This window comes from Mesorhizobium sp. M0139 (genome assembly GCF_040322455.1).
Classification (GTDB): Bacteria; Pseudomonadota; Alphaproteobacteria; order Rhizobiales; family Rhizobiaceae; genus Mesorhizobium.
In genome coordinates this window covers 1-26,568 of record NZ_JAMYTN010000004.1, presented here as the reverse complement: position 1 = coordinate 26,568, position 26,568 = coordinate 1, and the positions used below count along the sequence as shown (strand labels likewise).

At 62.3% G+C, this 26,568-nt stretch carries 28 protein-coding genes and 3 tRNA genes; 19 read left to right on the top strand and 12 right to left on the bottom strand.

Annotated features, from left to right (window positions below):
- Window positions 1-43 precede the first annotated feature (43 nt).
- The 3 genes from NKJ58_RS07435 to NKJ58_RS07425 all read left to right on the top strand — a co-directional run bounded on the left by NKJ58_RS07435 (window position 44) and on the right by NKJ58_RS07425 (window position 2,057).
- Window positions 44-412, top strand: a complete 369-nt coding sequence (locus NKJ58_RS07435; RefSeq protein WP_023667471.1) for a GFA family protein — start codon at window positions 44-46, stop codon at window positions 410-412.
- Window positions 413-562: 150 nt separating this feature from the next.
- Window positions 563-1,213: a YiaD family glycine zipper/OmpA-like lipoprotein gene (locus NKJ58_RS07430; RefSeq protein WP_112392195.1), complete on the top strand. Its 651-nt coding sequence runs from the start codon at window positions 563-565 to the stop codon at window positions 1,211-1,213.
- Window positions 1,214-1,448: 235 nt separating this feature from the next.
- A complete protein-coding gene (locus tag NKJ58_RS07425; RefSeq protein WP_023695361.1) occupies window positions 1,449-2,057 on the top strand; it encodes a hypothetical protein in 609 nt (202 codons plus the stop codon).
- 235 nt (window positions 2,058-2,292) lie between these two features.
- On the opposite strand, the gene NKJ58_RS07420 is transcribed toward NKJ58_RS07425, so the two are convergent.
- Together NKJ58_RS07420 and NKJ58_RS07415 are read right to left on the bottom strand one after the other, a co-directional pair.
- A complete protein-coding gene (locus NKJ58_RS07420; protein ID WP_352518621.1) occupies window positions 2,293-2,562 on the bottom strand; it encodes a DUF2798 domain-containing protein in 270 nt (89 codons plus the stop codon).
- Between the two features lie 47 nt (window positions 2,563-2,609).
- A complete protein-coding gene (locus tag NKJ58_RS07415) occupies window positions 2,610-3,494 on the bottom strand; it encodes an NmrA/HSCARG family protein (RefSeq protein ID WP_023702467.1) in 885 nt (294 codons plus the stop codon).
- A gap of 119 nt (window positions 3,495-3,613) precedes the next feature.
- Between NKJ58_RS07415 and NKJ58_RS07410 the strand changes: the two genes are divergently transcribed.
- On the top strand, window positions 3,614-4,507 hold the full coding sequence (locus NKJ58_RS07410; RefSeq protein ID WP_352518620.1) for a LysR family transcriptional regulator: 894 nt from the start codon (window positions 3,614-3,616) through the stop codon (window positions 4,505-4,507).
- 165 nt (window positions 4,508-4,672) lie between these two features.
- On the opposite strand, the gene NKJ58_RS07405 is transcribed toward NKJ58_RS07410, so the two are convergent.
- From NKJ58_RS07405 to NKJ58_RS07395, 3 genes are all read right to left on the bottom strand, one after another.
- Entirely contained in the window at window positions 4,673-6,286 is a 1,614-nt protein-coding gene (locus NKJ58_RS07405) for a DEAD/DEAH box helicase (RefSeq protein ID WP_352518619.1), read from the bottom strand.
- Between the two features lie 192 nt (window positions 6,287-6,478).
- Complete coding sequence (locus NKJ58_RS07400) at window positions 6,479-7,246, bottom strand: NAD kinase (RefSeq protein ID WP_023681482.1); 768 nt, start codon at window positions 7,244-7,246, stop codon at window positions 6,479-6,481.
- Between the two features lie 444 nt (window positions 7,247-7,690).
- Window positions 7,691-10,666, bottom strand: coding sequence for a caspase family protein (locus NKJ58_RS07395; RefSeq protein ID WP_352561005.1), 2,976 nt, complete (start codon window positions 10,664-10,666; stop codon window positions 7,691-7,693).
- A gap of 286 nt (window positions 10,667-10,952) precedes the next feature.
- Here NKJ58_RS07395 and NKJ58_RS07390 point away from each other — a divergent pair, with 286 nt between their 5' ends.
- From NKJ58_RS07390 to NKJ58_RS07375, 4 genes are all read left to right on the top strand, one after another.
- Window positions 10,953-11,987, top strand: coding sequence for an extracellular solute-binding protein (locus NKJ58_RS07390; RefSeq protein WP_352518616.1), 1,035 nt, complete (start codon window positions 10,953-10,955; stop codon window positions 11,985-11,987).
- Between the two features lie 101 nt (window positions 11,988-12,088).
- The gene (locus NKJ58_RS07385) at window positions 12,089-13,516 is read left to right on the top strand and encodes an amidase (protein ID WP_023738916.1); all 1,428 of its coding nucleotides are present in this window, start codon (window positions 12,089-12,091) and stop codon (window positions 13,514-13,516) included.
- Between the two features lie 69 nt (window positions 13,517-13,585).
- Window positions 13,586-14,275 (top strand): TetR/AcrR family transcriptional regulator, encoded by a 690-nt coding sequence (locus NKJ58_RS07380; RefSeq protein WP_023681477.1) that lies wholly within the window; start codon window positions 13,586-13,588, stop codon window positions 14,273-14,275.
- 166 nt (window positions 14,276-14,441) lie between these two features.
- Complete coding sequence (locus tag NKJ58_RS07375; RefSeq protein WP_352518615.1) at window positions 14,442-14,972, top strand: DUF2569 family protein; 531 nt, start codon at window positions 14,442-14,444, stop codon at window positions 14,970-14,972.
- 120 nt (window positions 14,973-15,092) lie between these two features.
- Here the strand turns inward: NKJ58_RS07375 and NKJ58_RS07370 are convergent.
- A tRNA-Thr gene (locus tag NKJ58_RS07370) sits at window positions 15,093-15,168 on the bottom strand.
- 157 nt (window positions 15,169-15,325) lie between these two features.
- Here NKJ58_RS07370 and NKJ58_RS07365 point away from each other — a divergent pair.
- The 3 genes from NKJ58_RS07365 to NKJ58_RS07355 all read left to right on the top strand — a co-directional run bounded on the left by NKJ58_RS07365 (window position 15,326) and on the right by NKJ58_RS07355 (window position 16,344).
- Window positions 15,326-15,493 carry a hypothetical protein gene (locus NKJ58_RS07365; protein ID WP_023695307.1) on the top strand — a complete coding sequence of 56 codons (168 nt, stop codon included), beginning with the start codon at window positions 15,326-15,328 and terminating at the stop codon, window positions 15,491-15,493.
- Between the two features lie 127 nt (window positions 15,494-15,620).
- Window positions 15,621-15,833, top strand: a complete 213-nt coding sequence (locus NKJ58_RS07360; RefSeq protein ID WP_023741376.1) for a hypothetical protein — start codon at window positions 15,621-15,623, stop codon at window positions 15,831-15,833.
- A 202-nt stretch (window positions 15,834-16,035) separates the two neighbouring features.
- Window positions 16,036-16,344, top strand: a complete 309-nt coding sequence (locus tag NKJ58_RS07355; protein WP_023667455.1) for a BA14K family protein — start codon at window positions 16,036-16,038, stop codon at window positions 16,342-16,344.
- A gap of 76 nt (window positions 16,345-16,420) precedes the next feature.
- Here NKJ58_RS07355 and NKJ58_RS07350 read toward each other — a convergent pair whose 3' ends face one another.
- Window positions 16,421-16,783, bottom strand: coding sequence for a hypothetical protein (locus NKJ58_RS07350; RefSeq protein WP_245270859.1), 363 nt, complete (start codon window positions 16,781-16,783; stop codon window positions 16,421-16,423).
- A 47-nt stretch (window positions 16,784-16,830) separates the two neighbouring features.
- Window positions 16,831-17,649 (bottom strand): HTH-type transcriptional regulator BhcR, encoded by an 819-nt coding sequence (bhcR, locus tag NKJ58_RS07345; protein WP_023681470.1) that lies wholly within the window; start codon window positions 17,647-17,649, stop codon window positions 16,831-16,833.
- A gap of 204 nt (window positions 17,650-17,853) precedes the next feature.
- Here bhcR and gcl point away from each other — a divergent pair, with 204 nt between their 5' ends.
- The 3 genes from gcl to NKJ58_RS07330 all read left to right on the top strand — a co-directional run bounded on the left by gcl (window position 17,854) and on the right by NKJ58_RS07330 (window position 21,548).
- On the top strand, window positions 17,854-19,635 hold the full coding sequence (gene gcl, locus NKJ58_RS07340; RefSeq protein WP_352852908.1) for a glyoxylate carboligase: 1,782 nt from the start codon (window positions 17,854-17,856) through the stop codon (window positions 19,633-19,635).
- A gap of 26 nt (window positions 19,636-19,661) precedes the next feature.
- Window positions 19,662-20,459, top strand: coding sequence for a hydroxypyruvate isomerase (gene hyi / locus NKJ58_RS07335; protein ID WP_352518600.1), 798 nt, complete (start codon window positions 19,662-19,664; stop codon window positions 20,457-20,459).
- A gap of 159 nt (window positions 20,460-20,618) precedes the next feature.
- Complete coding sequence (locus tag NKJ58_RS07330; protein ID WP_156933914.1) at window positions 20,619-21,548, top strand: 2-hydroxy-3-oxopropionate reductase; 930 nt, start codon at window positions 20,619-20,621, stop codon at window positions 21,546-21,548.
- Window positions 21,549-21,591: 43 nt separating this feature from the next.
- On the opposite strand, the gene rlmB is transcribed toward NKJ58_RS07330, so the two are convergent.
- On the bottom strand, window positions 21,592-22,443 hold the full coding sequence (gene rlmB / locus NKJ58_RS07325; RefSeq protein WP_023681467.1) for a 23S rRNA (guanosine(2251)-2'-O)-methyltransferase RlmB: 852 nt from the start codon (window positions 22,441-22,443) through the stop codon (window positions 21,592-21,594).
- A 210-nt stretch (window positions 22,444-22,653) separates the two neighbouring features.
- On the opposite strand from rlmB, the gene NKJ58_RS07320 reads away from it, so the two are divergent.
- A tRNA-Tyr gene (locus NKJ58_RS07320) sits at window positions 22,654-22,738 on the top strand.
- Window positions 22,739-22,766: 28 nt separating this feature from the next.
- A tRNA-Gly gene (locus NKJ58_RS07315) sits at window positions 22,767-22,840 on the top strand.
- 16 nt (window positions 22,841-22,856) lie between these two features.
- Here the strand turns inward: NKJ58_RS07315 and NKJ58_RS07310 are convergent.
- Complete coding sequence (locus tag NKJ58_RS07310; protein ID WP_023688409.1) at window positions 22,857-23,246, bottom strand: VOC family protein; 390 nt, start codon at window positions 23,244-23,246, stop codon at window positions 22,857-22,859.
- 99 nt (window positions 23,247-23,345) lie between these two features.
- On the opposite strand from NKJ58_RS07310, the gene NKJ58_RS07305 reads away from it, so the two are divergent.
- Window positions 23,346-24,233 carry a helix-turn-helix transcriptional regulator gene (locus tag NKJ58_RS07305; protein WP_023688410.1) on the top strand — a complete coding sequence of 296 codons (888 nt, stop codon included), beginning with the start codon at window positions 23,346-23,348 and terminating at the stop codon, window positions 24,231-24,233.
- On the opposite strand, the gene NKJ58_RS07300 is transcribed toward NKJ58_RS07305, so the two are convergent.
- Window positions 24,230-24,706 carry a YidB family protein gene (locus tag NKJ58_RS07300; protein WP_023667447.1) on the bottom strand — a complete coding sequence of 159 codons (477 nt, stop codon included), beginning with the start codon at window positions 24,704-24,706 and terminating at the stop codon, window positions 24,230-24,232. The two genes, NKJ58_RS07305 and NKJ58_RS07300, sit on opposite strands and share 4 nt — an antisense overlap.
- Window positions 24,707-24,836: 130 nt before the next feature.
- Here NKJ58_RS07300 and NKJ58_RS07295 point away from each other — a divergent pair, with 130 nt between their 5' ends.
- Window positions 24,837-25,094, top strand: a complete 258-nt coding sequence (locus NKJ58_RS07295) for a GlsB/YeaQ/YmgE family stress response membrane protein (protein ID WP_023688411.1) — start codon at window positions 24,837-24,839, stop codon at window positions 25,092-25,094.
- A 65-nt stretch (window positions 25,095-25,159) separates the two neighbouring features.
- Here NKJ58_RS07295 and NKJ58_RS07290 read toward each other — a convergent pair whose 3' ends face one another.
- Window positions 25,160-26,047: a DMT family transporter gene (locus tag NKJ58_RS07290; protein ID WP_023681464.1), complete on the bottom strand. Its 888-nt coding sequence runs from the start codon at window positions 26,045-26,047 to the stop codon at window positions 25,160-25,162.
- Window positions 26,048-26,359: 312 nt separating this feature from the next.
- Here NKJ58_RS07290 and NKJ58_RS07285 point away from each other — a divergent pair.
- A partial coding sequence (locus tag NKJ58_RS07285) for a GTP-binding protein (RefSeq protein WP_352852907.1) occupies window positions 26,360-26,568 on the top strand: 209 nt, incomplete at its 3' end.

Genomic DNA, 26,568 nt, shown 5'->3' with positions numbered 1-26,568 from the left:
TGCCTTGCCGCATGGGTGGCGGCAACGGAGAGGAAAGCTTTTCATGACCATCAAGGCCAGCTGTCATTGCAAGGCGACGACGTTCGAGGTTTCGCAGGCGCCCGAGACGGTAACACAATGCACCTGCTCGTTCTGCTCCAAGCGCGGTTCGCTGTGGGCTTACTACGTTCCGTCGCAATTCAAGCTCACCAGCTCGCCGGAAAACGTTTCCTTCTATCAATGGGGATCGAAGACCGTCAAACACGGGTTTTGCGCCATTTGCGGCTGCGGCACCTTCACCGAAACGCCGGACTGGTCAACCGGCAAACCGGACTTCGACAATCCCAAGATATCAGTCAATTCGCGGCTGTTCGACGATTTCGACCTCGATAAGGTCGAGGTGGTCGTCATTGACGGCAAGAACCTCTGGTAGGCCAGCACCAGCCACCGAAGCGGAAGAGTGGCGCGAGCGGGGAAAAGCCGCTTTCGCCGCTCGGTTTTTCGCCGCATTTCATGTTACAAGACCGGAGAAGGGCTTATATGCGCGAGCCGCAAAGGCCGCGCTTTGGAGAGGGACGATTCTATGAAAAAGACTGTGCTCGTCGCCGTTGCGACGGCTGTGCTGGTGAGTGCCTGCACCACGACCGATCCGTACACCGGCGAGCAGAAGGTTTCGAACACCGCAGCCGGCGCCGGCCTTGGTGCCCTGGCGGGCGCGGGCCTCGGCCTGCTTGCCGGCGGCAATGACCGCCGCAACGCGCTGATCGGCGCCGGTATCGGCGCGCTGGCCGGCGGCGCCATCGGCGCGACCATGGACCAGAACGAGGCTGAACTGCGCCGCCAGCTCGAAGGCACCGGCGTCAGCGTCACCCGCACCGGCGACCAGATCATCCTCAACATGCCGTCCGACATTACTTTCAACGTCGACCAGGATGCGGTGAAGCCTGGCTTCTACCAGGTGCTGAACTCGGTTGCGCTGGTGCTGAAGAAGTTCAAGCAGACCACGGTCGACGTGTTCGGCCACACCGATTCGACCGGTGGCGACGAACACAATTTCGATCTGTCGCAGCGCCGCGCATTGGCGGTCGCCAACTATCTCTCAGGGCAAGGTGTCGATTCGCGCCGCTTCGCCGTCACCGGTTTCGGCAAGACCCGTCCGATCGCGTCCAATGGAACGACGGCCGGCCGTGCGCAGAACCGGCGCGTCGAGATCCAGCTTTCGCCGCTGACCTGATCAGGTCGGCATCGAATGCGAAGGCGGCCCCGCAAGGGGCCGCTTTCTTTTTGGGCTCCTGTGGTCCGCCAAAAGGTCTAACGCATTAGAGATTTCTAATAATTCCTTTCCGGAGGCCTTGGAAGAGATTAGCATTGGTGCGGTTCCAGAGGGGATGGGGCGATACAAACGGCCGCGCAGTCACTTAGTCGGCCCCGGTCCTGCACGGCCAGATAAGGAAATCTGGGAGGAATGCATGACAAGAACAGCTCGTCTTGGGCGTTGCGGCGTCCTCATTTTGACAGGTCTGGCCTCAGCTTGGTGCGCAGCCGCCACGGCTCGAGCCGAGGACGCCAACAAAGCCGACATCGAAGCTTTGAAGAAATCGCTCGCCAAATATGAGGACTACACGGTCGCCGTCCGCGACCTTTATCTGTCGACTGTCGGGTGCGTCTATTACAGCGGGGACAGGATCGAGGGCGCAATGGACTATCCGAAGGGCGCTATGGGCATCCATTTCGTCAACGTCCCGAGTGTCGGTCAGAAACTCGATCCGATGCGCCCCAATGTGCTGATCTACGAGCCGACCAAGAAAGGCTTGAAATTGGTTGGCGTGGAATGGCTGATGCCCCTGACGCCAGACACCAAGGAACCTCCAAAACTATTTGGCCAGACCTTCATGGGACCGATGGAAGGGCACTATCCGCTCATTCCGAGGGAGTTCGTCCACTACGACCTTCATGCCTGGCTGTTCAGAGACAATCCGAACGGCATGTTCAGTCCGACCAACCCGAACGTGAAATGCAGCAAGGCAGAGTTTCCGATGCTGGAAAAACCGACCAAGATGATGCCCGGCCCGATGTGACGGACGGCCAGGATAGGAGCTTGCCAAGAGTGCAAGCCGGCCGGCTGCATTTAAGAGCGCTCGGGATCAGGCTCGGACGACGATCGGCATGAGGGCTGGCCCGCATGAAGGCTGCCCGCATGAAGACAGGTATCTGGTCGCGGAAGCCGACAATGGCGCTGCGAGCCGTCAGTCGAAGGTAAAGCGGCCCGCAAGGGCCGTTTTTGTTTGGCATGTCGGCCCCTGTAATCAAGGCCTACGAGGTCGGCTGATCGACAATTGCCGCAACGATACGGCGCACGATCGGCAAGACCAGCAGCAGACTTGGAAAGCCCATTAGCCATGATGCTCCCCATGCATACGGCCAGGTCGCCACGAAACCGGTTGTCCAGCCCGCATTGATCAGCGTCGCTACCGCGGAAACAATGCACGACATCAGGATGGAAAGAACGAATGGCATCACCAGCGCATTGTAAGAGGCCGGTAGCTTTCTCGATTTCAAAACCTTGTGGGATGACGGTCGCATCACCTATCTCCTTCTCGAAAAGTGAAAGTATGCGCGGCTGAGCGCAGTCAGGCGGCCTGCGCCATTTGCTGGGCCAGGTTCCGAATAAAGCCGCGCAACGAACGCGGTTCGCGGCCCAGGGCGGCGCGCAATGTCAGACTGTTTCCGCCAAGGCCATAGTGGGCATAGTGGGCGTATATTTTAGCCAGCACCTGCATTTGGCGGTCATTGTAGGGAAGTCGTGCCTCGGCCGCCCACTCGCCAAATGTCGGCTCACCAGAAGAGATGGGTCTGCCAAGTTCCTCACTCATCATCGCAACGATGTCTTCCCGGCTGTGCATACCGTCAGCGCACAGATCGAGGGTCGCGTAGGACAATCGCGCTTCGGTTAGGGCGATCGCCGCCACCTCAGCGACATCGCGGTAGTCGACGCGGGCCAGCTTCGCCGTCTTTGGAAACGGTTCCGAGAAAACACCATGTTCAACGACGGACGGCCAGGCCGCTGCGAGGTTCTGCATGAAATTGGCAGGGTGCAGAATCGTATATTCCATCGTCGTCGAGTAGAGAGCAGCCTCGACAGGCACCTTGCTGGCATGGTTCTTCAGTCGCGTATTGGTAGGTTGGATCACCGACGAGAAGACGAACTTTCGAACTCCTGCTCGCGTGGCGGCCTCAACCATGGCAACGCCCATGGCTGCTTCATCGGGAGCAAAAGCCGGCCCAATGTGAAAGACGCCGTCGACGCCCTCGACCGCCCTTTCGAGGCTCTGACGATTTCGCAAATCTCCTGTCGCGACCTCGGATGCCCCCAGCTTCCGGGCCTTTTCGGCATTCGCAGGGTCGCGAACGAGCGCTCGAACATTGGCATTGCGGCGGACAAGTTCAGGCACGACAAGTCCCGCAACTCGGCCTGTGGCACCAACAACCAGAACAGTTGGATTGGCTACTTGCATGACGATTCCCTTCCATCAAGCCTGTCCTCGCGGGACAACTTGCAGAGAGGTACGACGTCGCACTTGCCGTTACAATTACCCGTTTTTGCGATATATTATGTCGAAGATCGGGAGAATACATGAGCCGGATGGACGATTTCGAGGCTTTCATCGCGATCGTCGAGCATGGAAGTCTGACGACTGCCGCACATCGGCTGAACCGCTCGCTGCAGTCGGTCAGCCGGTCCCTGGCGGCACTGGAGCAATCAGTCGGCGTCGAGTTGATCCACAGGACAACGCGTCGCTCGACACCGAGTGAAGTCGGAGCAGCCTTTTTCAACCGGATCAAACCCGCTGTCGACGAAATAAACGACGCAAGACTTCAGGCGATCAATCGACGATCTGAGCCGGCAGGCGTCCTGCGCATCGGGGCGCCGGTTCTGTTTGGCCCAAACGTCCTGATGCCTGTCATCGCGGAATACATGCGGACATATCCCCGGGTCGAGGTCGATCTTCAACTTTCCGATGGATTTGCCGATCTTGGCGCCGAAGGTCTCGACCTGGCAATACGCATCGGCGATTTGCCGGATTCCAACTTGAAAGCCAAACGCCTGGGGGCGTTGCGGCGCGTTGTGTTCGGCGCGCCTTCCTATTTCGCGCGGTGCGGCCGGCCGGCCCATCCCTTCCAGCTGAGTGAGCACAGTTGCATCATCAGAACAGCTAACGAGCGTCCAGGTGAATGGACGTTTCAGATCGACGGGAAACCCCGGACCGTGAAGGTCGCAGGCGCTTTTCGCTCCAATCTGATGACCTCGGTCTATTCCGCCGCAATCCACGGACTGGGTTTGGGCTTCTCGCCTCTGTGGCAGATAAGACATTTGGTCGACGACGGTCTCGTCGAACTGGTTTTGACGGAATTCGAGCCGGCACCGGTGCCGATCCATGCCTTGTGGCAGGAAGGCCGGTCATCTTCGGCCAAGGTTCGGGCATTTCTGGATTTATTGGCATCCCGCCTGGAACTGAAAAGCCTGTAGCATCGACGGGCTCGTTAAGCCCTCCAGGCCGGAAGCGATCGGGTAGATCGAGCCTGTCTTGCGAACCGCGCATGGCGCCGACTGATCCTGGAGCGGGCTCCAGATCTCACATCCCCGTCGCGTCCAGGCAAGCCGCGCGTCCTCGGGACGCCGCGGCTCATGGGATCAGACCTTGGCGACGATCTTCATGAAGGCCGGCATGTCGTCGCCGAAGCCGACGGTGCCGTCATTGTCTTCACCGCGGTTGTTGCCGCGGGCAGGGCGGCTGTTGCTGGCGCGCTGCGGCCTTGTGTCGCCGCGTTCCGGGGCGCGGTTCTCGTTGTTGCGATCGGAGACCTTGCGGTCGCTGTTTTCGGAGCGAATCGCTTCCTTGCGCTGATGCCGTTCGCCGATGTCGGCGACCGCGGCCTCGGCTACCACCGGCTGTTCCTCGCGCGCGGCATCTGCCGCCGGCGCGTCGTCGCTGCGCTTGGCATGGCGTTCGCGCGGCTTGCGCTCGCCACCGTCCTTGCGATCATGGGGCTTGCGGTCCTCGTCCTTGCGGCCGGCGCGGCGCGGAGCGCCACGGCCACGGCGGGGCGCTTCGTCCTCGCCGCCTTCGCTGGCGACCACGGTCGACAGGTCGCCGTCATGCCACTCGATCTTGTTGCCGATCAGCCGCTCGATGGCGTCGATGTATTTGGTGTCGGACTTGGTGGCGATGGTGAAGGATTTGCCCGAGCGTCCGGCGCGGCCGGTGCGGCCGATGCGGTGGACATAGTCTTCGGCGTGGATCGGCACGTCGTAGTTGAAGACGTGGCTGACGTCGGGAATGTCGAGGCCGCGCGCGGCGACGTCGGACGCCACGAGATAGCGCAATTTGCCATCGCGGAAATTGGCCAGCATCTGCATGCGGGCGCGCTGGTCCATGTCGCCATGCAGGGCGCCGGCGTCGAAATCATACTTCAGCAGCGAGCGGAACAGCTCCGCGACCTCGACCTTGCGGTTGCAGAAAATGATAGCGTTCTTCAGCTCGGCGTCTTCGGCCTTTATCAGATTGCGTAGCGTCTCGCGCTTGTCCCACGGCTTGGAGCCGGACTTGACCAGGCGCTGGATGATGTTGGTGGCAGCGGATGCCGCCTTGGACACCTCGACGCGCACCGGCGCATGCAGGAATTTCTCGGTGAGCTTGGTGATCTCCGGCGGCATGGTCGCTGAGAAGAACAGCGTCTGCCTGGTGAACGGGATCATCTCGCAGATGCGCTCGATGTCGGGGATGAAGCCCATGTCCAGCATGCGGTCGGCCTCGTCGATGACGAGGATCTCGACGCCGTTGAGCAACAGCTTGCCGCGCTCGCGGTGATCGAGCAGACGGCCGGGTGTGGCGATCAGCACGTCGGCGCCGCGCTCGAGCTTCTTGTCCTGCTCGTCGAAAGAGACGCCGCCGATCAGCAGCGCGATGTTGAGCTTGTGGTTCTTGCCGTATCTGATGAAATTCTCTTCGACCTGCGCGGCGAGCTCGCGCGTCGGCTCGAGGATCAGCGTGCGCGGCATGCGTGCACGGGCCCGGCCTTTTTCGAGGCGGGTCAGCATCGGCAGCACGAAGGAGGCCGTCTTGCCGGTGCCGGTCTGTGCTATGCCCAGAATATCCTTGCCGAGCAAGGCATGCGGGATGGCGCCAGCCTGGATCGGCGTCGGCACGGTGTAGCCGGCATCGGTGACTGCGGAAAGGACCTTCGGCGACAGGCCGAGGTCTGAAAAGGTCAACGCTTCTGGAGCGGTCGTGGCGTCTGAGGACAAGAGTTGCTGTCTTTGGCTGGTTCGGGGAAGCGCAACGGCATCCGTCGCGGCAAGCACAGCGTGCCTGCAAGATTGGTATTGCGATTAGGCGCAAGCCCGCGATTTGTCAACAGAAACGGGCGGGATTGGCACGATTGTGAAAACGTAAGCTTAATCGCGATGCTTAATTAGGTAGTCACTCTTTGCGCCGGCTCAATAGCGAAACTGCTCGGCGAGAATGCGTTCGTTCCACGAATGGTTGGGATCAAACAGCAGCGTCGCCGTCGCAGTCGGCGATTCCCGGACCGTCACGGAAGCCACCGCCTTGACCTCGGTATGGTCGGCGGCGGTGTTCACTGGGCGCTTTTCCGACTCCAGAATATCGAAGCGTACGGTCGCCTTGTTGGACAACAGGGCACCCCGCCAACGGCGTGGCCGGAACGGGCTGACCGGGGTCAGCGCCAGCAGCGGCGCATCCAGCGGCAGGATCGGACCGTGCGCCGACAGATTGTAGGCGGTCGAGCCGGCCGGCGTCGCGATCATCACGCCGTCGCAGTTCAGTTCCTCGATTCGTACCTGCTCATCGACGGTGATGCGGATCTTTGCCGTCTGGTAGGACTGACGCCACAGCGCCACCTCGTTGATGGCGAGTGCCGAAACCGTCTCGCCCTCATGCGTCAACGCCAGCATCTCCAGCGGGCGGATCGTTTCGGCGACCGCGGCCGCGATGCGCTCGGTGAGGCCGCCTACGCGGTACTCGTTCATCAGGAAGCCGATGGTGCCACGGTTCATGCCGTAGACCTTCTTTCCCGTGCTCATCGTGTCGCGCAAGGTCTGCAGCAGGAAGCCGTCGCCACCCAGCGCCACCACCACCTGGGCGTCGTCGAAGGATGCCTGGCCATAGCGGGCCGACAGGCTCTCCATCGCCGCCTTGGCATCGGCAGTGTCGGAGGAGACGAAGGCGAGATTGGCTTTGCTCATGACATTCCGATGGCGGTCGGCCGATGGCGGTCGGCGGCGGTTGCGTGGGGTAGCATGGGCAAGCGCATCTGCAAAGGGAGGCATCGTCCGGCGCAGTTGCGGCCGCGGCGAAACGGAATCGGCGGCTCGCGCTTCATGTCGCCGGAACGGCGAATGTGATGGTTAAGTGCGAGCTTAAGCACTCGTAAAGCCTGATCGATCATGTTAGCCGACAGAGGATGGGTGGCTGGGGGGCTAGCCAGTCGAGACCTGTCTATTGCCGGTGACACGCCTGATTATCGTCTTCCTTGTGATGGGAAGTTTCGCCCTTCTCTTTGCGGAGCTTGTGCGGCAGTCCGAAGACATGAGCTCCAGGCCGATGGCCTCACGCTGCGGCGGCGCCGGCGTGCCATGCCCGCAAAACGCATTGTAGGCGAAGCCAATCCGCCAACGACGATCCGTCGCCTACTGCCCGACAATCCTCAGATTGGCGTTGCCGTAGAATGTGTAGGCGAGATAGGTCGGATCGCCGGTCCGGTAGAATTCTCTGCGGACGTCCTGCAGGATCTCGGCCAGATAGACCGGCCCGTCCTTGATCCGCGTGCTGATGCCGCCATAGAAATCGGTCGAGAAGGCCGCTGCCGCGCGGTCGGTCAGTGGCCACATGCCGCCGATGAAGCCGGAAGCGCCGCCCGCCAGCACCGCCGGACCCCAGCCCTGCACGAAGCCGCCGAGCATCTGGGAACGGCCTGTGTCGCAGGCGTTGAAGAAGTAGAACGGATTGCCCTTGCCATGCGCGGTGGCGACCAGCGCAGCCCATGTATCCGGGTCGAGCGACTGATCGACGAGATCGATGGCAAAGACCGGCCGGCCACTGCTCGGCTGGTTGACCTCGCCATGACCGGAGAAATGAATGAAACCGGTCGAGACTTCACCGACCAGTTTCTCGAAAGAGATGAAATCGCCATCGAAGCGGCGGTAGCCGTAAAGCTTGCTCAGCGCCGCGATCTCGTCCTGTTGGAAGCGCAGCGAGCGTTTGTCGACATAGGAGGGCGCGACAGCCGCGACGCCGGTGAAGGTCATGCGGTCGAGCGGGTTGTCGACCTGTGAGGCACTGCTGCGCGGAGCCCAGCGCGCCAGCCGGTAGCCCATACCGAGAAAACCGTCGGCGACGGCGCCGTCGGCGCTGCGCGGGCGGATCAATTCCCAGGGCAGCGTCGGGCTGTTCGAGGTGATCTGGATCGAATGGAGTTCGCCTTTGCCGCGCAGCGACCAGAACACGTCCTTGAACGGTTTCGGCACATAGTCGCGGTAGAGCGCATCGCCAAAACCTTCGGCGGCGAGCGTGACAAAGCGCTTTTGCGCCCCCGTATCGCTGCTTGCGGCAGGCTGCTGCAGCGAAACGGCGCCGCGCAGGCTCAATCCGAGCTGCAGCAGGCGGCGGTATTCGGAGTCCAGCCATGCCGCCATCTCAGGTGGCGTCGAGAACGTATCGGTCACCGGACCGGCCAGATGCGGCGAATGGATGATGATCTGCCCCGAACCCAGCCCGCTCGGATCGTCATAGAGGATGGTCACGTCGAGATCGGGGACGTCATCGCCGGCTGCGCCGCCGAGCGTCACATTGCCAGTTACCGCCGGCTGCGGCGGCGCTGCGGCCAGCATCAGCATGGCAGGTGCTGCGGAGCGTTCGGCTGCGGCGCTCGGAGCGGCTGCCTCGACAGGCGGCGTGCGACGGATGACAACGGACCGCGACGCCGATCCGAGGAACCTCCCGGCGCTGTAGATGCGTGCGATGAACTGGGACGGCTTGCTGTCGTTGGCGGTCGGCCGCGCCTTGACGTCGAAGCGGACGAAGTCGCTGTCGCCCTGGCGGTAGAGCGTCGTTTGCCGGCTCCATTTGCCGCCGTCGGTGAGATCGAAGCCGGAGGCGAACAGATCGATGTCGATCGGCCATTGCTCGGCTCCCGCCGGCATCGCCATGGCCAGGGCGCCATCTTCTGTCACCGACGAGCCCGGCGCTGCCTTTACCTTCACTTCGGGCGTCAATTGCTCCTCGGTCAGAGCGATCGAAACGGTCACCGTCCCGCCGGCGACAATCTCATCCGGCGCATCGATGGTTGGATGGCGCACCACCTCGACAGCGCCCGTCTCGGGTTGTGGAAGGGCGCCGCCGGAAGGAGGGCTTTGCGCCTGGTCGATGGGCGGCGGCGCTGGTTTCGGTGGCGCCTGCGCCTCCGGCTGACTTTCGGTGCCGGTCGCGGGTGGCGGGGCCGATGTCATGCCGTCCTCAGGGGGGATCCCTGCCTTATCGGGGGGCGGTTCGGCGCCGGTGGCTTCGCCATCCTGCGGATAGGTCCCGCCGAGATTGTTCTGGGCAGCGGCCGCAGCCGCGTCTTCCAGACGTTGCTTTTCCTCTTCGTATCGTTGCCGAGCCTGCTCCTCCTGCAATTGGCGCTGCTGTTCCTGGCGTTTGTATTCCTCGTAGAGCGCCGCCTCCTTCGCGCTGTCGCCCATCGCGGCATCGGGACTGCCGGAGCCCGGTGCAACGTCCATGGGGTAGGGCTCCTGACCGCTGTCATCGGCGTAGTCGCTGCCGTCAGGCTCCCAACCCCCACTCCCGGAGATGTAGCCGCCGCTCGCCATCGCCGGCGGTGCCGGTTCCGGCACAAGCGGCAGCGCCGGTGCCGCGCCGGCCATCTGGTCCGGCGTCAGCACAAAGGCAGCGTCTGCCGAGCGGCCATATGCCATCCATGGCCACTGGGCGCCTGACGTTTTGTCGATAGTGGTTTGCCTGACCGAGGCGAGGATGATGGCTATGTCCGCGCCGCGCTTGACCAGCGCAGCGGTGAGCGCATCGGCAAATACGGTGACGGGGCTGGCTTCGTCCAGTGCAACGGTTCCGGGTTTGGCCGACAGGGCGACGATGGCGTGGGTGAGGGGATCGACCGCCGCCAGACCCTGCATCACGCCGGAAGTAGGGTTGTGGCCATCGCCGGGAATGTCGAGCAGAACCACCTTCAATGTCGGGGTTGCCTCGAGCGCCTGCATGAACAGATCGAGGGGCAGTGCCGTCTGGTCGACCGTTTCCTTTGAATCGATCCGGGTGCCGCGCGTCAGTAAATAGTTCCTGCCGTTGGCCTGCGCGGTGTGGCCGACATAGTAGAAGATGCCGACGGAGTCCGGATTGGCTAGGGATTGGGCGAAATCATGCATGGCGCGCGCGACATCGGCGCGATCGCCATCCGACACCTGCCGGACGGCGAAGCCAAGCGATCGTAGTGTCGCTGCAACGAGTTCGGCACTGAGGTCGGCGTTGGCGATTGCCGGTGAGCCCTCATAGGCCGGATTGGCGACAACCAGCGCTATCCGCTCTTCGCCGCGCGCAGCGGAAAAGAACGCCATGGTCATCAGCAGCACGACCGCCAGAAAAAGGCGCATGACCGTAGTCCAAACCCTGCAGGCTGCGGCGCCCACGCCACGGCTTGCCCCAATTCATCAATGGCCCCGAGCTTGACCATATCATGTCGGCTTCGCCGGCGCACTGCCGGTGCCGATGACGCAGTTGTGTCGCTAAAAGATATTGACTGTATGTTCAGTAATTAATACCGTCGCCCGACATACCGAGTTGGTCAGCCGGCATTCGCCGGTGAATGACCACCAGGACGAAGGGAACTTACGGACTCGAGGCGCAATCCCGCCAGTCCCAACAATGGGAGACATAAGCATGCAGTTGAAATTGACCGCCACGGCGCTCGGCCTGTCGCTGCTGGCGATGACCGGCATTGCCCACGCCGAAGGCGAACTCCAGATCTACAATTGGGGCAACTATACCAGCCCGGACCTGATCAAGAAGTTCGAGGAGACCTACAAGGTCAAGGTTACCGTCACCGACTACGACTCCAACGATACGGCTCTGGCCAAGGTCCGCCAGGGCGCTTCCGGCTATGACATCGTCGTTCCATCGGCCAGCGTGATGCCGATCTGGATCAGCGAAGGCCTGCTCTTGGAAACCGATCCCAACAAGATGGAGAACTTTAGAAACGTCGATCCGAGATGGGTCGACGTGCCGTTCGATCCCGGCCGCAAATACTCCGTGCCGTGGCAATGGGGCACGACCGGAATCTCGGTCAACAAATCGATATATGCGGGCGATCCGAACACCTCGGCGATTTTCCTCGATCCGCCGCCGGAACTCGTCGGCAAGATCAATGTCGTGCCCGAAATGGGGGACATCATGTTCCTCGCCATTGCCTATGAGGGCGGTAAGTACTGCACCGACGACAAGGTGCTCTTGAAGAAGGTGCATGACAAGCTCATCGAGGCGAAAGCGAAATGGCTGTCGCTCGACTATGCGGCCGTCGACGGTCTCGGCAGGGGCGACATTGCCGCCGGCGTCAACTGGAACGGCATATCGCTGCGCGAGCGGCTGGAGAACGACAAGATCGTCTACGGCTATCCCAAGGAGGGCTTTCCAATCTGGATGGACAATGTCGCGGTGCTCATGGATGCCAAGAACGTCGAGAACGCCAAGCTCTTCCAGAATTTCATTATGGACCCGAAGAATGCGGCGATGATCTCGGCCTTCGCGCACTACGCCAACGGCATCAAGGGCTCCGAGCCCTTCCTGCCGGCCGATATGAAGGGCGCGCCCGAAGTGGATGTTCCGGCCGAATTTGCCGACAAGGGCCAATTCATGCCGGCCTGTCCCGCAGACGTCCAGGCGCTCTACACCAGGATCTGGACCGATCTGCAGAAATAGCGGGCCCGCCAGCCGAAGCTGACCACCAAACATCGGGCCGCGGATCGCGGCCCTGCCATCGCCAATGCCAGATGCCGTAAAGCCGCCGCGGGAGATTTTCGATGTCCGATCTCGACCTTTGCTACATGCCGGCCAGCGAGGTGTTGCGGCTGTTCAAGGCGAAGAAACTGTCGCCTGTGGAACTGATGCAGGCCACCATCCGCCGCGCCGAGGCGACCAAGGCGACGATCAATTGCCTTACCTTCACGCATTTCGACGAGGCGATGGCTCTCGCCAGAAAAGCCGAAGCGAAATACGCCAGGGGCGCCAGGACCGGCGCACTCGAGGGCCTGCCGATCGGCATCAAGGATGAGAGCTACATCAAGGGCAAGCCGACCTCGCATGGCTCGCTGCTGTCCGGGGACGCGCTTGGCGGCCATACCTCGACGATGAACGAGCGTGTCATGAAGGCCGGCGGCATCGTCCACGCCCGCACGGCGACGCCCGAATTCAGCTGCGCCGGTTATACCTGGTCGAAGCGCTGGGGCGTCACGCGCAACCCCTGGAACCCGGATTTCACGCCGGGCGGTTCGTCGGGAGGTTCGGCGGCAACGCTGGCCTCCGGCACGTCGTCGATCGCAACCGGCTCGGACATAGCGGGCTCAATCCGCATCCCTGCCTCGGCCTGCGGCCTGGTCGGCTTCAAGCCGCCTTACGGCCGCAATCCCGATGAGCCGCCGTTCAATCTCGATTTCTACTGCCACACCGGGCCCTTGGCCCGAAACGTCGGGGATGCGATCCTGCTGCAGAACGTCATGGCCGGGCCGAGCCCGCTCGACATCGCCACGCTGCGCCCGAAACTGCGCCTGCCGCTCGACTACAAGCCGATCAAGGGTTGGAAGATCGCATTCTCCATGGATCTCGGGTCCTTCGAGGTGGATGCGGACGTGCGCAAGAACACGCTCGCTGCCTGCGATGTGTTCCGCTCGCTCGGCGCCACCGTCGAGGAGGTGGACCTCGGCTGGGGCGACGAGGTGCTCAAGGCCGGCATGGCCTATCTCGAACATCTCTTCGGCGCCTCGCTGTCGCCGCTGCTCGCCAAGCACGGCAAGGACATGACCAGCTATGCCAGGCAGTTTGCGCAGGACGGCCAGAAGTCGAAGGCCACGGACTTTGTCGCAACTTTGGACGTGGCGGCCAGGATGTACCAGACGCTGGGGCCGTTGCTGGAAAAATACGATGTGCTGATCTGCCCGACCAATGCGCTTCCCGCAGTGCCGGCGGAATTCGATCAGACCAAAGGCAAGGTCGAGATCAATGGACGAGAGGTGAACCCGTCGCTGGGCTGGGTGATGACGACGCCGTTCAACATGCTGAGCCGCTGCCCGGTTCTGTCGATCCCGTCGGGCCGCGCCGCCAACGGCGTGCCGACAGGCATCCAGATTGTCGGCCGCACCTATAGCGACGCTGACGTGTTCCGGGCGGGTATGGCCTATGAGACGGCTCGTGGTCAGTGGTACACGAATGCCGGGACACGCCCGACGCTGTGAGTCCGCAGGGCGCCGGCATGCCAAGGCAGCGGCGGGATGTTTCGGCCGCCGGGGAAAGGACTGACGACAATGGCGCAACGCATAGCCACTCCGGATGCGGGAAAAAGCAAGGCGGCCAAGGGTGCGGCGAACGACGCCGCGCCCAAGGACCGCCGGCGCGAGCGCGGCGAAGCGAGCGTCCAGCGCATCATCGACGCCACCATCGAGCTCATCGCGGAGGAGGGGCTGGCCAGCGTCACCATGCAGCGCATTGCCGGGCATGTCGGCTCGTCCAACGCACTGGTGGTCTTTCATTTTCGCAGCAAGGAGAACCTGTTCCGGGCCGTCCTGCAATATCTCAGCGACCAATATGACGCGCTGTGGCTGACGCTGGTGCGGGCGCCCGGCCTGTCGCCGGTCGAGCGGGTCTTGGGCGCGGTCGATTGCGCGCAACGCTTTGCCCGCCAGCATCCGAATTGGGTGTCGGTCTTCGTCGTGTTCTCCAGCGACCGCAAGAGCATGCAGCTCTACAACGAGATAGGCCTGCCCAGCGATCTCGCCTACACGGCCGAAGCGCGCGAACTGCTGATCGAGATTTCGCGCAGCGGCGGTTACACCGGCGTCGACATAGACACGCTGTCGGAGAGCCTGAATTATCTGGTTCACGGCGCCTGGTATTGGGACCATCTCAACCCGTCCAGCCGCGACACCGACGTGCTGCGCAAGACCATGCTGCTCCTGCTGCACCAGGCCTTTCCGCGGCATTTTGACTTGGGGTGAGATGCGGCCATTGCGAGCGACGACAGCGTCCTCTGCAAACCTAACCCGAAAATCTCTACGATGCCTTGATCTCTGTAAAAACGCTTGCACAATCCAGAGGTGGCGAGCTAAACAACCCAGGGATGCATTCGAGGGTGGGTAAATGTGGCATTGGGCGATACTTCTGTTGCTGATTGGCGTGCCGGTTTTCTTCGCCGTCCGGTCGTCGCGCAAATCCTCACAGAGCCCAGATGACCTCGTGGGGTTCGGCGGCTGGCTGATCCTGCTGGCGATCAGCCTGTCCCTTTCGCCGTTGCGCACACTTGTCGATATGGCCAGTCTGGTCAAAACCTACCAACAGCTTGTTACAGTGCCCAACGGGGCCTTGGCCATCTATGGCGAGGCAGCCCTCAATCTGGCATTTCTGGTGCTTCAGCTGGTCGTGCTTGTTTCGATGCTGCGGCGAAGCCACCGCTTCCCGCAGCTGTTCATATGTCTGTGGTTTGCGATCCCTCTCTTGTTCATACTGGACGCAGTTTGGATATCGACTGTGCTTGGTGTCCCGGTAAACCGTTTGCTTGCCGGAGGGGCTCTGGTTACACCTTTGGCATCCTTCATAGTCACAGGGATCTGGGCCGCCTATGTATACAGATCGGTCAGGGTGAGAAACACGTTCGGTGGCAGTACGGCAGCCACTCAGGCTGCGACGTTTTCTTAGAAGGTCGCAGGATCAACGGTTGCGAGTTAGCCTGATGCCGCTGCTGCCAGCTGCCCCGAATTGAACTATCGGTCGAGCTTCGAAGGATGGCCCGCCATCCGAAGCTCGAAGAGCGAAGGATGGTGCCCCCGGACGGAATCGAACCGCCGACCTTCGGTTTACAAAACCGCTGCTCTACCAGCTGAGCTACAAGGGCACGGCGCTCCGGTTAGCATATTTCGTGCGCCAGTAAAGACAAAACTCCGTTTCGATCGCTAATGGACCCCGCCGAGGTGGGCGGGCCGCCATGCTGAAAACCGCCAATGCGATCCCTACATATCTCTCAGGTGCAAACGCATCGAACGGGGTGTCGCATGATCAGACTTGTCATCATCCTGCCGCTTGTCGTCATTGCCTGGCTGCTTGCGGTAAAGCTCATCAGGGACGTGAAGAGCGCCAATGTCGACTGGACCGGCATCGCCGCCATCGTCGGTTTTATCGCGATGGCGTTTTGGCTGCGGCATGTGACTGGGATGGGGTGAATGGTGAATGGGCAAACGCCTTTCGGACCATTGACTACTCACTACTCGCTCAAAACCTCGAACCTTTCACCACGTCACCGCGACTGATCTCCAGAGGCGAATGGTCGCCTCGATCAAGGAGATCATCATGTTGAAGCGCAGTCTTACTTCGGGCCTGGTCGCCATCTTCGTCGCCACCGGCGCGCTCGCCGGTACCGTGCAGTCGTCCTCCGCTCACAGCCATCATCACCACCATCATCACAAGCACCACGACAAGCCCTGGTGGTGGTGGAACCATCACCACAAGCACCATCACCACAAGCATCATCATCACCACGGCAAGGTGATCATCTTCCTTTGAGCGAGACGACCTGCCTCGCGGAAGGGCGGCTTCGGCCGCCCTTTTTTGCGTTGAGCGCTCGATCGATCAGATCTTGGTTTCCATCGGCTGATTTCCGGCCTTCAAGAAAATCCCAAATTCTTTCGAACCTTTTTCCGCGCCGAAACGACAGATGATCAAGAGGCGGATGGATCGCCTCTCGCAACGAAACAAGGAGATCGTCATGTTCACGCGCAAAATCGCTTCTGCCCTCATCGCCAGCACCGTCGCCGCCACCTCGCTGGTCGGCACCGTCCAGCCGTCGGCCGCCCACAGCCATCACCACAACCGCGAAATCGGCATCGGCATCGCCGCCGGCGTCGGCGGCTTCGTGCTCGGCAGCCTGCTCAACCAGCAGCCCCGCACCGTCTATGTCGACGACGAGGGTGGCTCCTGGCACGTCCGCCGCTGCGCCAACCGCTACGCCAGTTACGATCCGTACTCCGACACCTATGTCGGCTATGACGGCTACCGCCACTATTGCCGCCTTTAGGAGGAGGCACCCCCACACGGAAAGGAGGGGCTGTACGCAGCCCCTCCTTCCTGATTTGAGCGCGCCGCGGTGCGGGCTACGGTTCGGAGATCGGCAATCCCGCTGCACGGCAGATGCGGGCAACACTCGCATTCTGCGATTGATCGCCCGTGGCGATGAGTTCGAAGCTGCTTCCTTCATCCGGATAGATCTTGGCGGCGAACGGTTGGTCTGTTGTATGACCACCGGACGACGTCTTTGCAGCGACATGGCCGCAGACCAGGATTTCGCGGCGGCCGTCGAGCGTTCGCTCGCCGGCACGCATCGTCCCGAATTTGGCGGATACAGGATCATGTAAATGCTGGCGAATGCCGATCGTGATTGTCTCCTCCAAAGCGAGCGAGATCGGAATCTCGCTGACTTGCTGGGAGACAGGGGCGGGCTCGGGCACCGTCGCCACGCATCCGCACAGTGAAGCGGCGAGCAAAAGCTGAAGCGTTCTCCGCATTATAATCGGAACCCGCCGATCATCCTCGTCACCTCAGCGGCGGCGTCGCGCACCAGCGGCCCGATCTCGTCCAGCCGCTCCATCGTCACCCGCACCGTCGGTCCGGAGACCGAGACACCGCCGATCGGCTCGCCGAACTCGTTGAAAATGGCGGCGGCCACGCAGCGCATGCCGGGATGCCGCTCCTCGTCGTCGACCGACCAGCCGCGGTGCTTGATGACAGCCAGGTCATGGGCCAGCGCCGAAATGTCGGACAGCGTCTTGTCGGTGAAGCGCTGCAGGCCCGACTTGCGCAGGATGGCGGCGACGCGTTCCGGCTCGAGCTGCGCCAGCACCGCCTTGCCGATGCCCGAGGCATGGAAGGAGCTGCGCGTGCCCGGGCGGAAGAAGGCGCGGATCGCCTGATGGGTCTCGACCTGGCTGACGAAAACGACGCAATCGTCCTCGGCGACGCCGAGATTGGCGGTTTCACCGGTCTTCTCCATCAATTCCTGCATGACCACGCGGGCCCGGTCGACAAGCTTGCGGCGGCGCAGGAAGGCGGCACCCATGCGGTAGGTCTCGACGCCGATCGACCACAGCTGGTCCGATGTATCGAACTCGACCATGCCGTGGTTCTGCAGCGTCGTCAGCATGCGGTAGGCGGTGGACGCCGCGAGCTCGCTACGCGCTGAAATCTCGCTCAGCGACAGGCCACTGCCTTCAGCGACGATGGCCAGGATGCGCAAGGCCCGGTCCAGCGACTGTACAGAACCGGCCTCGGACGGACCGTTGAAAGCGCGCGGCCGGCCGCGCTGGCGTTTTTCGCTGGTTTCCATGGCGGCATTGTCGCCGGTTTCGCCGAAATCGCAATGAAAAACTTTTTCATCGATTTTGATGGCCGGATTCATGGAAAACGAAAAACCTAGGGGAATCAGTATTTAGAAGCGGTTTTCTCGAAATGAAAAATTATTCTGAAAAAATTGAAGAATGAAAACGACACTGGCATTGTCAACCAACCAACAATCTTGAGGAGGCTGGACATGGCCAGGATGCGCGCTGTCGATGCAGCGGTTCTCGTTCTCGAAAAGGAAGGCGTTTCCTGCGGCTTCGGTGTGCCGGGCGCGGCGATCAATCCGTTCTATTCGGCGCTGAAGGCGAGGGGCTCGATCCGCCACATCCTGGCTCGTCACGTCGAAGCGGCCTCGCATATGGCCGAAGGCTACACGAGAGCCAAATCCGGCAATATCGGGCTGTGCATCGGCACCTCGGGCCCGGCCGGCACCGACATGGTCACCGGGCTCTATTCGGCGGCGGCGGACTCCATCCCGATCCTGTGCATCACCGGTCAGGCGCCGCGGGCACGGCTCAACAAGGAGGATTTCCAGGCGGTCGATATCGCCGCCATAGCCGCACCCGTCGCCAAATGGGCGGTCACGGTCATGGAGCCCTATCTCGTGCCGATGGCGCTGCAGAAGGCATTTCACCTGATGCGCTCGTCGCGACCGGGCCCGGTGCTCATCGACCTGCCGGTCGACGTGCAATTGGCCGAGATCGAATTCGATATCGATGCCTATGAACCGCTGGTCCCGTTCAAGCCGGCAATGTCGCGCGCCCAGGCCGAAAAGGCCTTGGCGATGCTCAATGCCGCGGAAAAGCCGCTGATCGTCGCCGGCGGCGGCATCATCAACGCCGATGCGTCGGATCTGTTGATCGAATTCGCCGAGATAACGGGCGTGCCGGTCATCCCGACGCTAATGGGCTGGGGCGCGATCCCCGACGACCACCGGCTGATGGCCGGCATGTGCGGGCTGCAGACCTCGCATCGCTACGGCAATGCGACGACGTTGGAAGCCGACTTCGTTTTCGGCATAGGCAACCGCTGGGCCAACCGCCACACCGGTTCGGTCGATGTCTACACCAAGGGCAAGAAATTCATCCATGTCGACATCGAACCGACCCAGATCGGCCGGGTGTTCGCGCCGGATCTCGGCGTCGTCTCGGACGCCGGTGCGGCACTAAAGATGCTGCTCGACGTCGCCACCGAATGGAAGACGGCAGGAAAGCTGCGCGACTGGTCGGGCTGGGCGAGGGAATGCCAGACCCGCAAGAAGACGATGAAGCGCAAGACTCATTTCGAGCAGGTGCCGCTGAAGCCGCAGCGCGTCTATGAGGAGATGAACAAGGCGTTCGGCCGCGACACCACCTACGTCACCACGATCGGCCTCTCGCAGATCGCCGGGGCGCAGTTCCTGCATGTCTACAAGCCGCGCAACTGGATCAATTGCGGCCAGGCCGGCCCGCTCGGCTGGACGCTGCCGGCAGCGCTTGGCGTGCGCGCCGCCGATCCGGATCGCACCATCGTGGCGCTGTCGGGCGACTATGATTTTCAGTTCATGATCGAGGAACTGGCGGCCGGCGCACAGCACAAACTGCCGTATATCCACGTCGTCGTGAACAACGCCTATCTCGGCCTGATCCGCCAGGCGCAGCGCGGTTTTGCGATGGATTTCGAGGTCAGCCTCGCCTTCGAGAACGTCAACCGCTCCAACGATCCGGAGGCCGGCTACGGCGTCGACCATGTCGCGGTCGCCGAAGCCATGGGCTGCAAGGCGGTGCGGGTGCGCAAGCCGGAAGAGTTCGCCGGCGCGTTCAAGGAAGCGCAGCGGCTGATGAAGGAATACCAGGTGCCGGTGGTGCTCGAATTCATCCTCGAACGCGTCACCAACATTTCCATGGGCACGGAAATCGACAAGATCACCGAATTCGAGGACCTTGCCGAAAGCCATGAGGATGCGCCGACGGCCATCGTGTTGCTCGATTAAGATTGGCGGGAAGAAGGAGAAAAAGAATGCCGCGTTTTTCAGCCAATCTGTCGATGCTCTTTGGCGAGCACGATTTCCTCGACCGTTTCGATGCCGCCGCCCGCGCCGGCTTCAAGGGCGTCGAATATATCGGCCCCTATGATCATGCGCCCGAGATCGTTGCGGCGCGGCTGAAGAAGAACGGCCTGAACCAGGTGCTTTTCAACCTGCCGGCCGGCGACTGGGGCAAGGGCGAGCGCGGCATCGCGGTGCTACCCGACCGCGTGCCGGAATTCCGGCAAGGCATCGCCAAGGCGATCAGCTATGCCCATGCGCTGGGCTGCGAGCAGGTCAATTGCCTCGCCGGCATCGCGCCGCAGGGCGTGGATCGTTCGGTGCTGGAAAATACCTTTGCCGAAAACCTGGCGTTTGCGGCCGAGAAGCTGGAGCAGGCCGGCATCCGGCTTTTGATCGAGCCGATCAACACGCGTGACATCCCGGGCTTCTTCCTGAACTATTCGGAGCAGGCGCTGGCGCTGATCGAGCGCGTCGGTTCGAAGAACCTCTATCTGCAATACGACATCTATCACATGCAGATCATGGAGGGGGATCTCGCCCGTACCATCGAGGCCAACCTCGGCCGCATCGCGCATATCCAGCTTGCGGACAATCCCGGCCGTCACGAGCCGGGGACGGGCGAGATCAATTATCCCTTCCTCTACGAGCATATCGACCGGATTGGTTATTCCGGCTGGGTCGGGGCGGAATACAAGCCGAAGGCGGGGACTGAGGCCGGGCTGGAGTGGTTCAGAGAGCTGGCCGGGCAGGGGAGTGCTGCGGCTTAAGCGTCGCGATTGAAGTCGCGTTCCTTCGCGCCCCCCTCTGGCCTGCCGGCATCTCCCCCACGAGGGGGGAGATCGGACGTCATCCCGGCTTTCGCCAATTCCCAACATTGCAGGGTGAGCGAGGCGCCGAAACTGCCAATCTCCCCACAAGTGGGGGAGATGGGGGCGCGAAGGAACTCAGCCTCAACAAAGGAGAAAACAATGGAAACCATCGGCTTCATCGGTCTCGGCATCATGGGCGCGCCGATGGCGGGGCATTTGCTGGATGCCGGCTACACCGTCATCGCCAGCGACCACCGCTCGAAGCCGCCGGCCGATCTCGTCGCCAAGGGCTTGAGAAGCATCACCGGCCACGCGGCAGTGGCCAAGGCCGCGGATATCATCATCACAATGGTCCCAGACACGCCGCAGGTAGCCGAGGTGCTGTTCGGCGAGAACGGTGTCGCTTCCGGCCTGAGCAAGGGCAAGCTGGTCATCGACATGAGCTCGATCTCGCCGATCGAGACCAAGGTTTTCGCGAAGAAAATCAACGATCTCGGCTGCGACTATCTTGACGCGCCGGTGTCGGGCGGCGAGGTCGGCGCAAAGGCGGCGTCCCTGACCATCATGGTCGGCGGCGAGGACAAGGCGTTCGAGCGCGCCAAGCCCGTGTTCGAAAAGATGGGCAAGAACGTCACGCTTGTCGGCCCGAACGGCGTCGGCCAGACCACCAAGGTTGCCAACCAGATCGTCGTAGCCCTGACCATCGAGGCGGTCGCCGAGGCGCTGGTCTTTGCCGCAAAAGCCGGCGCCGACCCCGCCAAGGTCCGGCAGGCGCTGATGGGCGGGCTGGCGGCATCGCGCATCCTCGAGGTGCATGGCGAGCGCATGATAAAGCGCACCTTCGCGCCGGGCTTCCGCATCGAACTGCACCAGAAGGATCTCAGCCTGGCGCTGGAAGGCGCCAAGGCGCTCGGCGTCTCATTGCCCAACACCTCGACGACGCAGCAGCTGTTTAACTCGTGCGCGGCGAATGGCGGGGCGAAAGAGGATCATTCGGCGCTGGTGCGGGCGCTGGAGCGGATGGCGGGGCATGAAGTGGGTGAATAGTGAACGGTGACGGTAAGAACGCTTTCCATTCAGCATTCACTATTCACTTTCCAAGGAACTTCCGTGCCGCATAAAGGCTCACCGCCGCGGCGTTCGACACGTTGAGCGAGCGGATGGCGCCGGGCATGTCGAGGCGGGCGAGTGTCGTCACCGTCTCGCGCGTCTTCTGGCGCAGGCCCTTGCCTTCGGCGCCGAGCACCAGGGCTATCTTTTCGCCTGAAAAACTCGTTTCGAGTTCGGCCGGCCCGTCCGAATCGAGGCCGATGGTCTGGAAGCCGGCTTCGTGCAGCTGTTCCAGCGCGTCGGCGAGGTTCTTCACCTCGACCTGGTCGATATGTTCCAGCGCGCCGGAGGCGGATTTGGCCAGCACGCCGGATTCCTGCGGGCTGTGGCGGGCCGTGGTGATCAGCGCACCGGCGCCGAAGGCGACCGCCGAGCGCAGGATGGCGCCGACATTGTGCGGGTCGGTGACCTGGTCGAGCACCAGCACCAGTTTGGTATCGCCGAGCGCGTCAAGGCGCTTGGGCTTCAGCGGCTCGGCCTCGATCAGCACGCCCTGGTGGACGGCGTCCGAACCGGTGATCTTGTCGATGTCCTTCGGCTCGACCAGTTCGGCCTTGAACGGCAAAGCGGCGAGGTCGGCGATCGCCAGCCGCTCGGCGGCATTGCGCGTCACCAACATCTTTCTGATCCGCCGGCGCGGATTGTCGAGCGCGGCGCGCACCGTGTGCAGGCCATAAAGCCGCACCAGCCCGTCGGCGGCGTTCTCGCCCGGCGGCACCGGCTGGCGCGGCCGGAAGGCAGGCGCGCCGCCGGCCTTCTCGTCGCGATGAGCGCGACGCAGCTTGGCGTAGTGGGTGTCTTTGGCGGTCTTGGACGTGTTGTCATTGCTCATGGCCGGCTTCTATAGCCGCGTCGCCGGGCCATGGATACAGGCAGAAAGCCGGCTTGCCGGGTGAGCTGTCAAAATCAGCGCATTTTGCCTTGCGGTGCGGTTGACACCCACTGGCCTTGCCGCCATAAGGCGCTTCGCTGATTTCGGACAAAACCCTGGTTTCGACCTGATCGGCGAGAATGCCTCGTTGCAAGGCTTCGACGGCAGGCTGGAGAGGTGCCCGAGTGGTTAAAGGGGACGGACTGTAAATCCGTTAGCTTAGCTTACGTTGGTTCGAATCCAACCCTCTCCACCACTGCCAGCCCGCGAACCTTGAGGACGATGCGGGTATAGCTCAGTGGTAGAGCAGCAGCCTTCCAAGCTGAATATGCGGGTTCGATTCCCGCTACCCGCTCCAAACTCCCCACTCCGCATCAGATCTCAGCGAATATCTCGACAACGTTGCCGTCCGGATCGCGGAAGAACACTGTCCTGTGGCCCCATTCCTGGTCGGTGAGCGGCAGGACCGGCTGCACGCCCTTGGCCTGAAGCGCCTCGGCGCAAGCAGCGACCATCTCCGGCGCCACCCGGAATGCCAGCTGAAGCGACAGCGCATCCCGCTGCTGCGGCGTGTCGTTGAACATCATGCCGAGGCTGGTCAAGGCCAGCGTGTTCGGGCCGACCCGATATTCGATCCACCTGTCGCCGAGTTCGCGCTGCAGATCAAATTCCATCACATCCCCGTAGAAGTGCCGCATGGCGGCCATGTCGCGGGCGAAGATGACGGTGTAGTCGATCTGACGGATTTCATTGAGCGCATTCATTGTCGAAGTCCCGTGGGCTGATGTTCGATCGCCCGCAACCTAGCTTTCCTTTAAAGTAGTACAAGACTATAGCTTATACTGGTATCGGAGGTGACTGCCATGCCATACGACGGCCCACGGCACGATGAGCTTGCCCGCTTCCTGCGCGAGCGGCGGGACCGCTTGCCGCGGATCGATGGCGCCAATGGCCGCCGCCGGGCGCCGGGCCTCAGGCGCGAAGAGGTCGCCGCCGAGGCGGGGATCAGCACCACCTGGTACACCTGGCTCGAGCAGGGACGGGAGGTGAACGCGTCGCCGCAGGTGCTTCGCTCGCTGGCGCGGGTGCTGAGACTGAGCCGGTCGGAGCAGGCCTATCTCTTCCAATTGGCGCGGCCCGATCTCGATTGGCGAAACCGGCTCGGCGCGCAAGGCCTGCCCAGCGCGCCGTTGCTCAGCCTGCTCGACGGGCTGGCGCCGCACCCGGCATATGTCGTCAATCGCTACTGGCAGGTCGTCGCCTGTAACCATCCGGCGGCGGTGCTGCTTGGGGATTTCGAGACGGATGATGAGTGGTCCGGCAGCCTGCTCGCCCGGCTGTTTCTCGACCTGGAATGGCGGCAGCGCTTTGTCGACTGGCCGGAGGTTTCGCGCTCGGCGGCGGCGCAGTTCCGGCTTGCCACTGTCGCCATGACTCGCGATCCGGTGCTGGCTGCGCTGGTTTCGTCACTGGAAGCGGCAAGCGAAGCGTTCGCCACGTGCTGGAACAGCCGCGACATCGCCGAGCCACCGATCTGGCGGAAATCCATCCGGCACCCTGTCGCCGGCGCGATGTCCTTCGATTTCGCCACGCTGCAGCCGGGCGGCCGCGACAGTGATTTCTCGGTTTCCGTCTACACGCCGGTCGATGCGTCGACTGCCAGGCGGTTCGCCGCGCTGGTCGGAGCAACGCCCGACAGCCGCAAGGCGGTGCCGGGCGTGTTTGCGCGTGATGCAGGCGCAGAAGTCTAGCTGTTGAAAGCGGACGCGACCTGGTGTTGCTGCGGCACCTGTCCGTTCGGCGTCAGTCTGTCGACAATGCCGGGCAGGGCTGTGGACAATTGCTTGAGCAACTCCTGCTCGTCCAGTCCGGTCCTTTGCGCGATCTCTCGAATGACCTGCGGGCCGATCGCCTTGCCCAGATCATTGGCGTTGATCGGCTGGTTCTGCCCGGTGCCGACCCATGAGTCAGCAACATTGCCTTGGCCGGCATTCTTGAGCTTGTCGAGCAGTCCGCCCAGTCCGCCAAGCAGGCCGCCGTCGCCTGAGGCCGTGGTTCCGGTGGGGGCTGGCGTTTGAGGCTGGGCGGGCTCGCCCGTCTCTTCGGCACTCGTCTGTTCGGCGCTTCTGCCGCTCAGCATCTTTCCCACCAGCAGCGCGCCGAGCGCGATCATCAGCGGTTTGGTGATGTTGCCGCCGGGCACGGCGTTGTCAAAAAGTCCCATAGGTCAATCCTCCATAACGACCAAGCCCGTCCCGCCGGCTACAATGGACCATGCGGGCGGAATTTCAAGTTGGCTTGAGCTTTTGACAATCATGTGACCATGATCGGCGGGCGGGGAATGGAGAGGAAAAATGGGCATTATCAGCTGGATCATCCTCGGCGTCATCGCCGGCTTTATCGGCAGCAAGATCGTCAACAAGACCGGCCAGGGCCTGATCATGGATATCGTGCTCGGCATTGTCGGCGCCATCGTCGGAGGGCTGATCTTCAGCGCCTTTGGCGCCACGGGTGTGACCGGCCTCAACATCTGGAGCCTGATCGTCGCCATCATCGGCGCGGTGGTCGTGCTGTGGGCCTATCACCAGTTCTCCGGCAAGCGAACGCTTTAGGCGCCAGTCTGCCGACTGGCCGACCGCAGGTCGGCCAAACCTGCTTCGACGCGTTGACTTGAAGGTCAGGCGACGACGGTCAGCCTGCGCTTGCGTTCATCAAGCGAGACGATGGTCAGCCCGCTCGCGACCACCAGCAGGATGCCGCAGACCGCCAGGGCATTCGGGAACTGGCCGAACACCAGAACGCCTGAGATGACCGCCCAGACGGTGAAGCAGTAGTAGAACGGCGCCACCACGCCGGTCGGACCGACGCGATAGGCCATGAAGATGAAGAAATGGCCGAAGATCAGGAAGAATCCGGCGCCGGCCATGAGCAGCAGGTGCCGGGCTTCCGGCATGACCCAGCGCTCGGAAACGAGATGCGCGGCGCCCGCGCCGATCAGCACCACCACAACGGCGGAAATGGCGACGATCATGCCCGGCACCTCGGCCGCGACCCGCCTGCCGGCAAGATCGCGCGCCGCCGCCAATGCCGCGTTGCCGAGCGCCAGCAACGCATAGACCGAGATGCCCTGCATGGTCGGCTGGGCCACCATAAGCGCACCGATGAAGCCGAGCCCGATCAGCGCCATGCGCACGCCGCCGATCCGTTCGCCGAACAGGATGGAGGAGCCGACCAGCATCAAAAGCGGGGTGATCTGCCCGAGCGCGGTCGAATCGGCGATCTGCATGTTGGCCAGCGCCACGACGTAGCAAAGGATGGCCGCCAGCTCGAGCAGGTTGCGGCGCAGCACGCGTTTGTCGAAGATCAATGGAATCTGCCTGCCATAGCCCAGCAGGAACAGCAGCGGCATGCCCCATAGCGTGGCCGCGACCCCGCGCAGGAACAGCACTTCATAGGACGGCAAGCCCGCGGTCGCGAGTTTCATCATCGTGTCGTTGACGAGGTACGACCCCGTCGAAACGATCATGAACAGCGGGCCGCGTATGGAGGTCGGTATGAATTGCATGGGGCAACCAAATCAGACCGCCGCCGTAGCGGCAATGGGCCAGGCGCCGGCTGCACATCCGGCAGGCAAAGGCCAGGACATGGGCGGGACAGGACATGGGCGGGAATAGCAAACAGGTGCTGGAGCCCGCAGCCCCCATTTCATTTCCGCTCGCGCGTTCCTATATCAGCGCCACATCCCGCAATCGGATCATCGGTTGAGACCGAGTGGACAGCGCACCCGGCCACAAGGCACTTGTGTTTTTCGGCCGTAGTCGCTAATCGCCCCGCATTCGACTGAACTGAAGGTCAAGGCCGTCCAAGGAAAGAGACTATGGCAAAAGGTAAATTCGAGCGTAACAAGCCTCATGTGAACATTGGCACGATTGGCCATGTCGATCATGGCAAGACGTCGCTGACGGCGGCGATCACGAAGTATTTTGGCGAGTACAAGCGCTACGACCAGATCGATGCGGCGCCCGAAGAGAAGGCCCGCGGCATCACGATTTCGACGGCGCACGTCGAATACGAGACGGCAGCGCG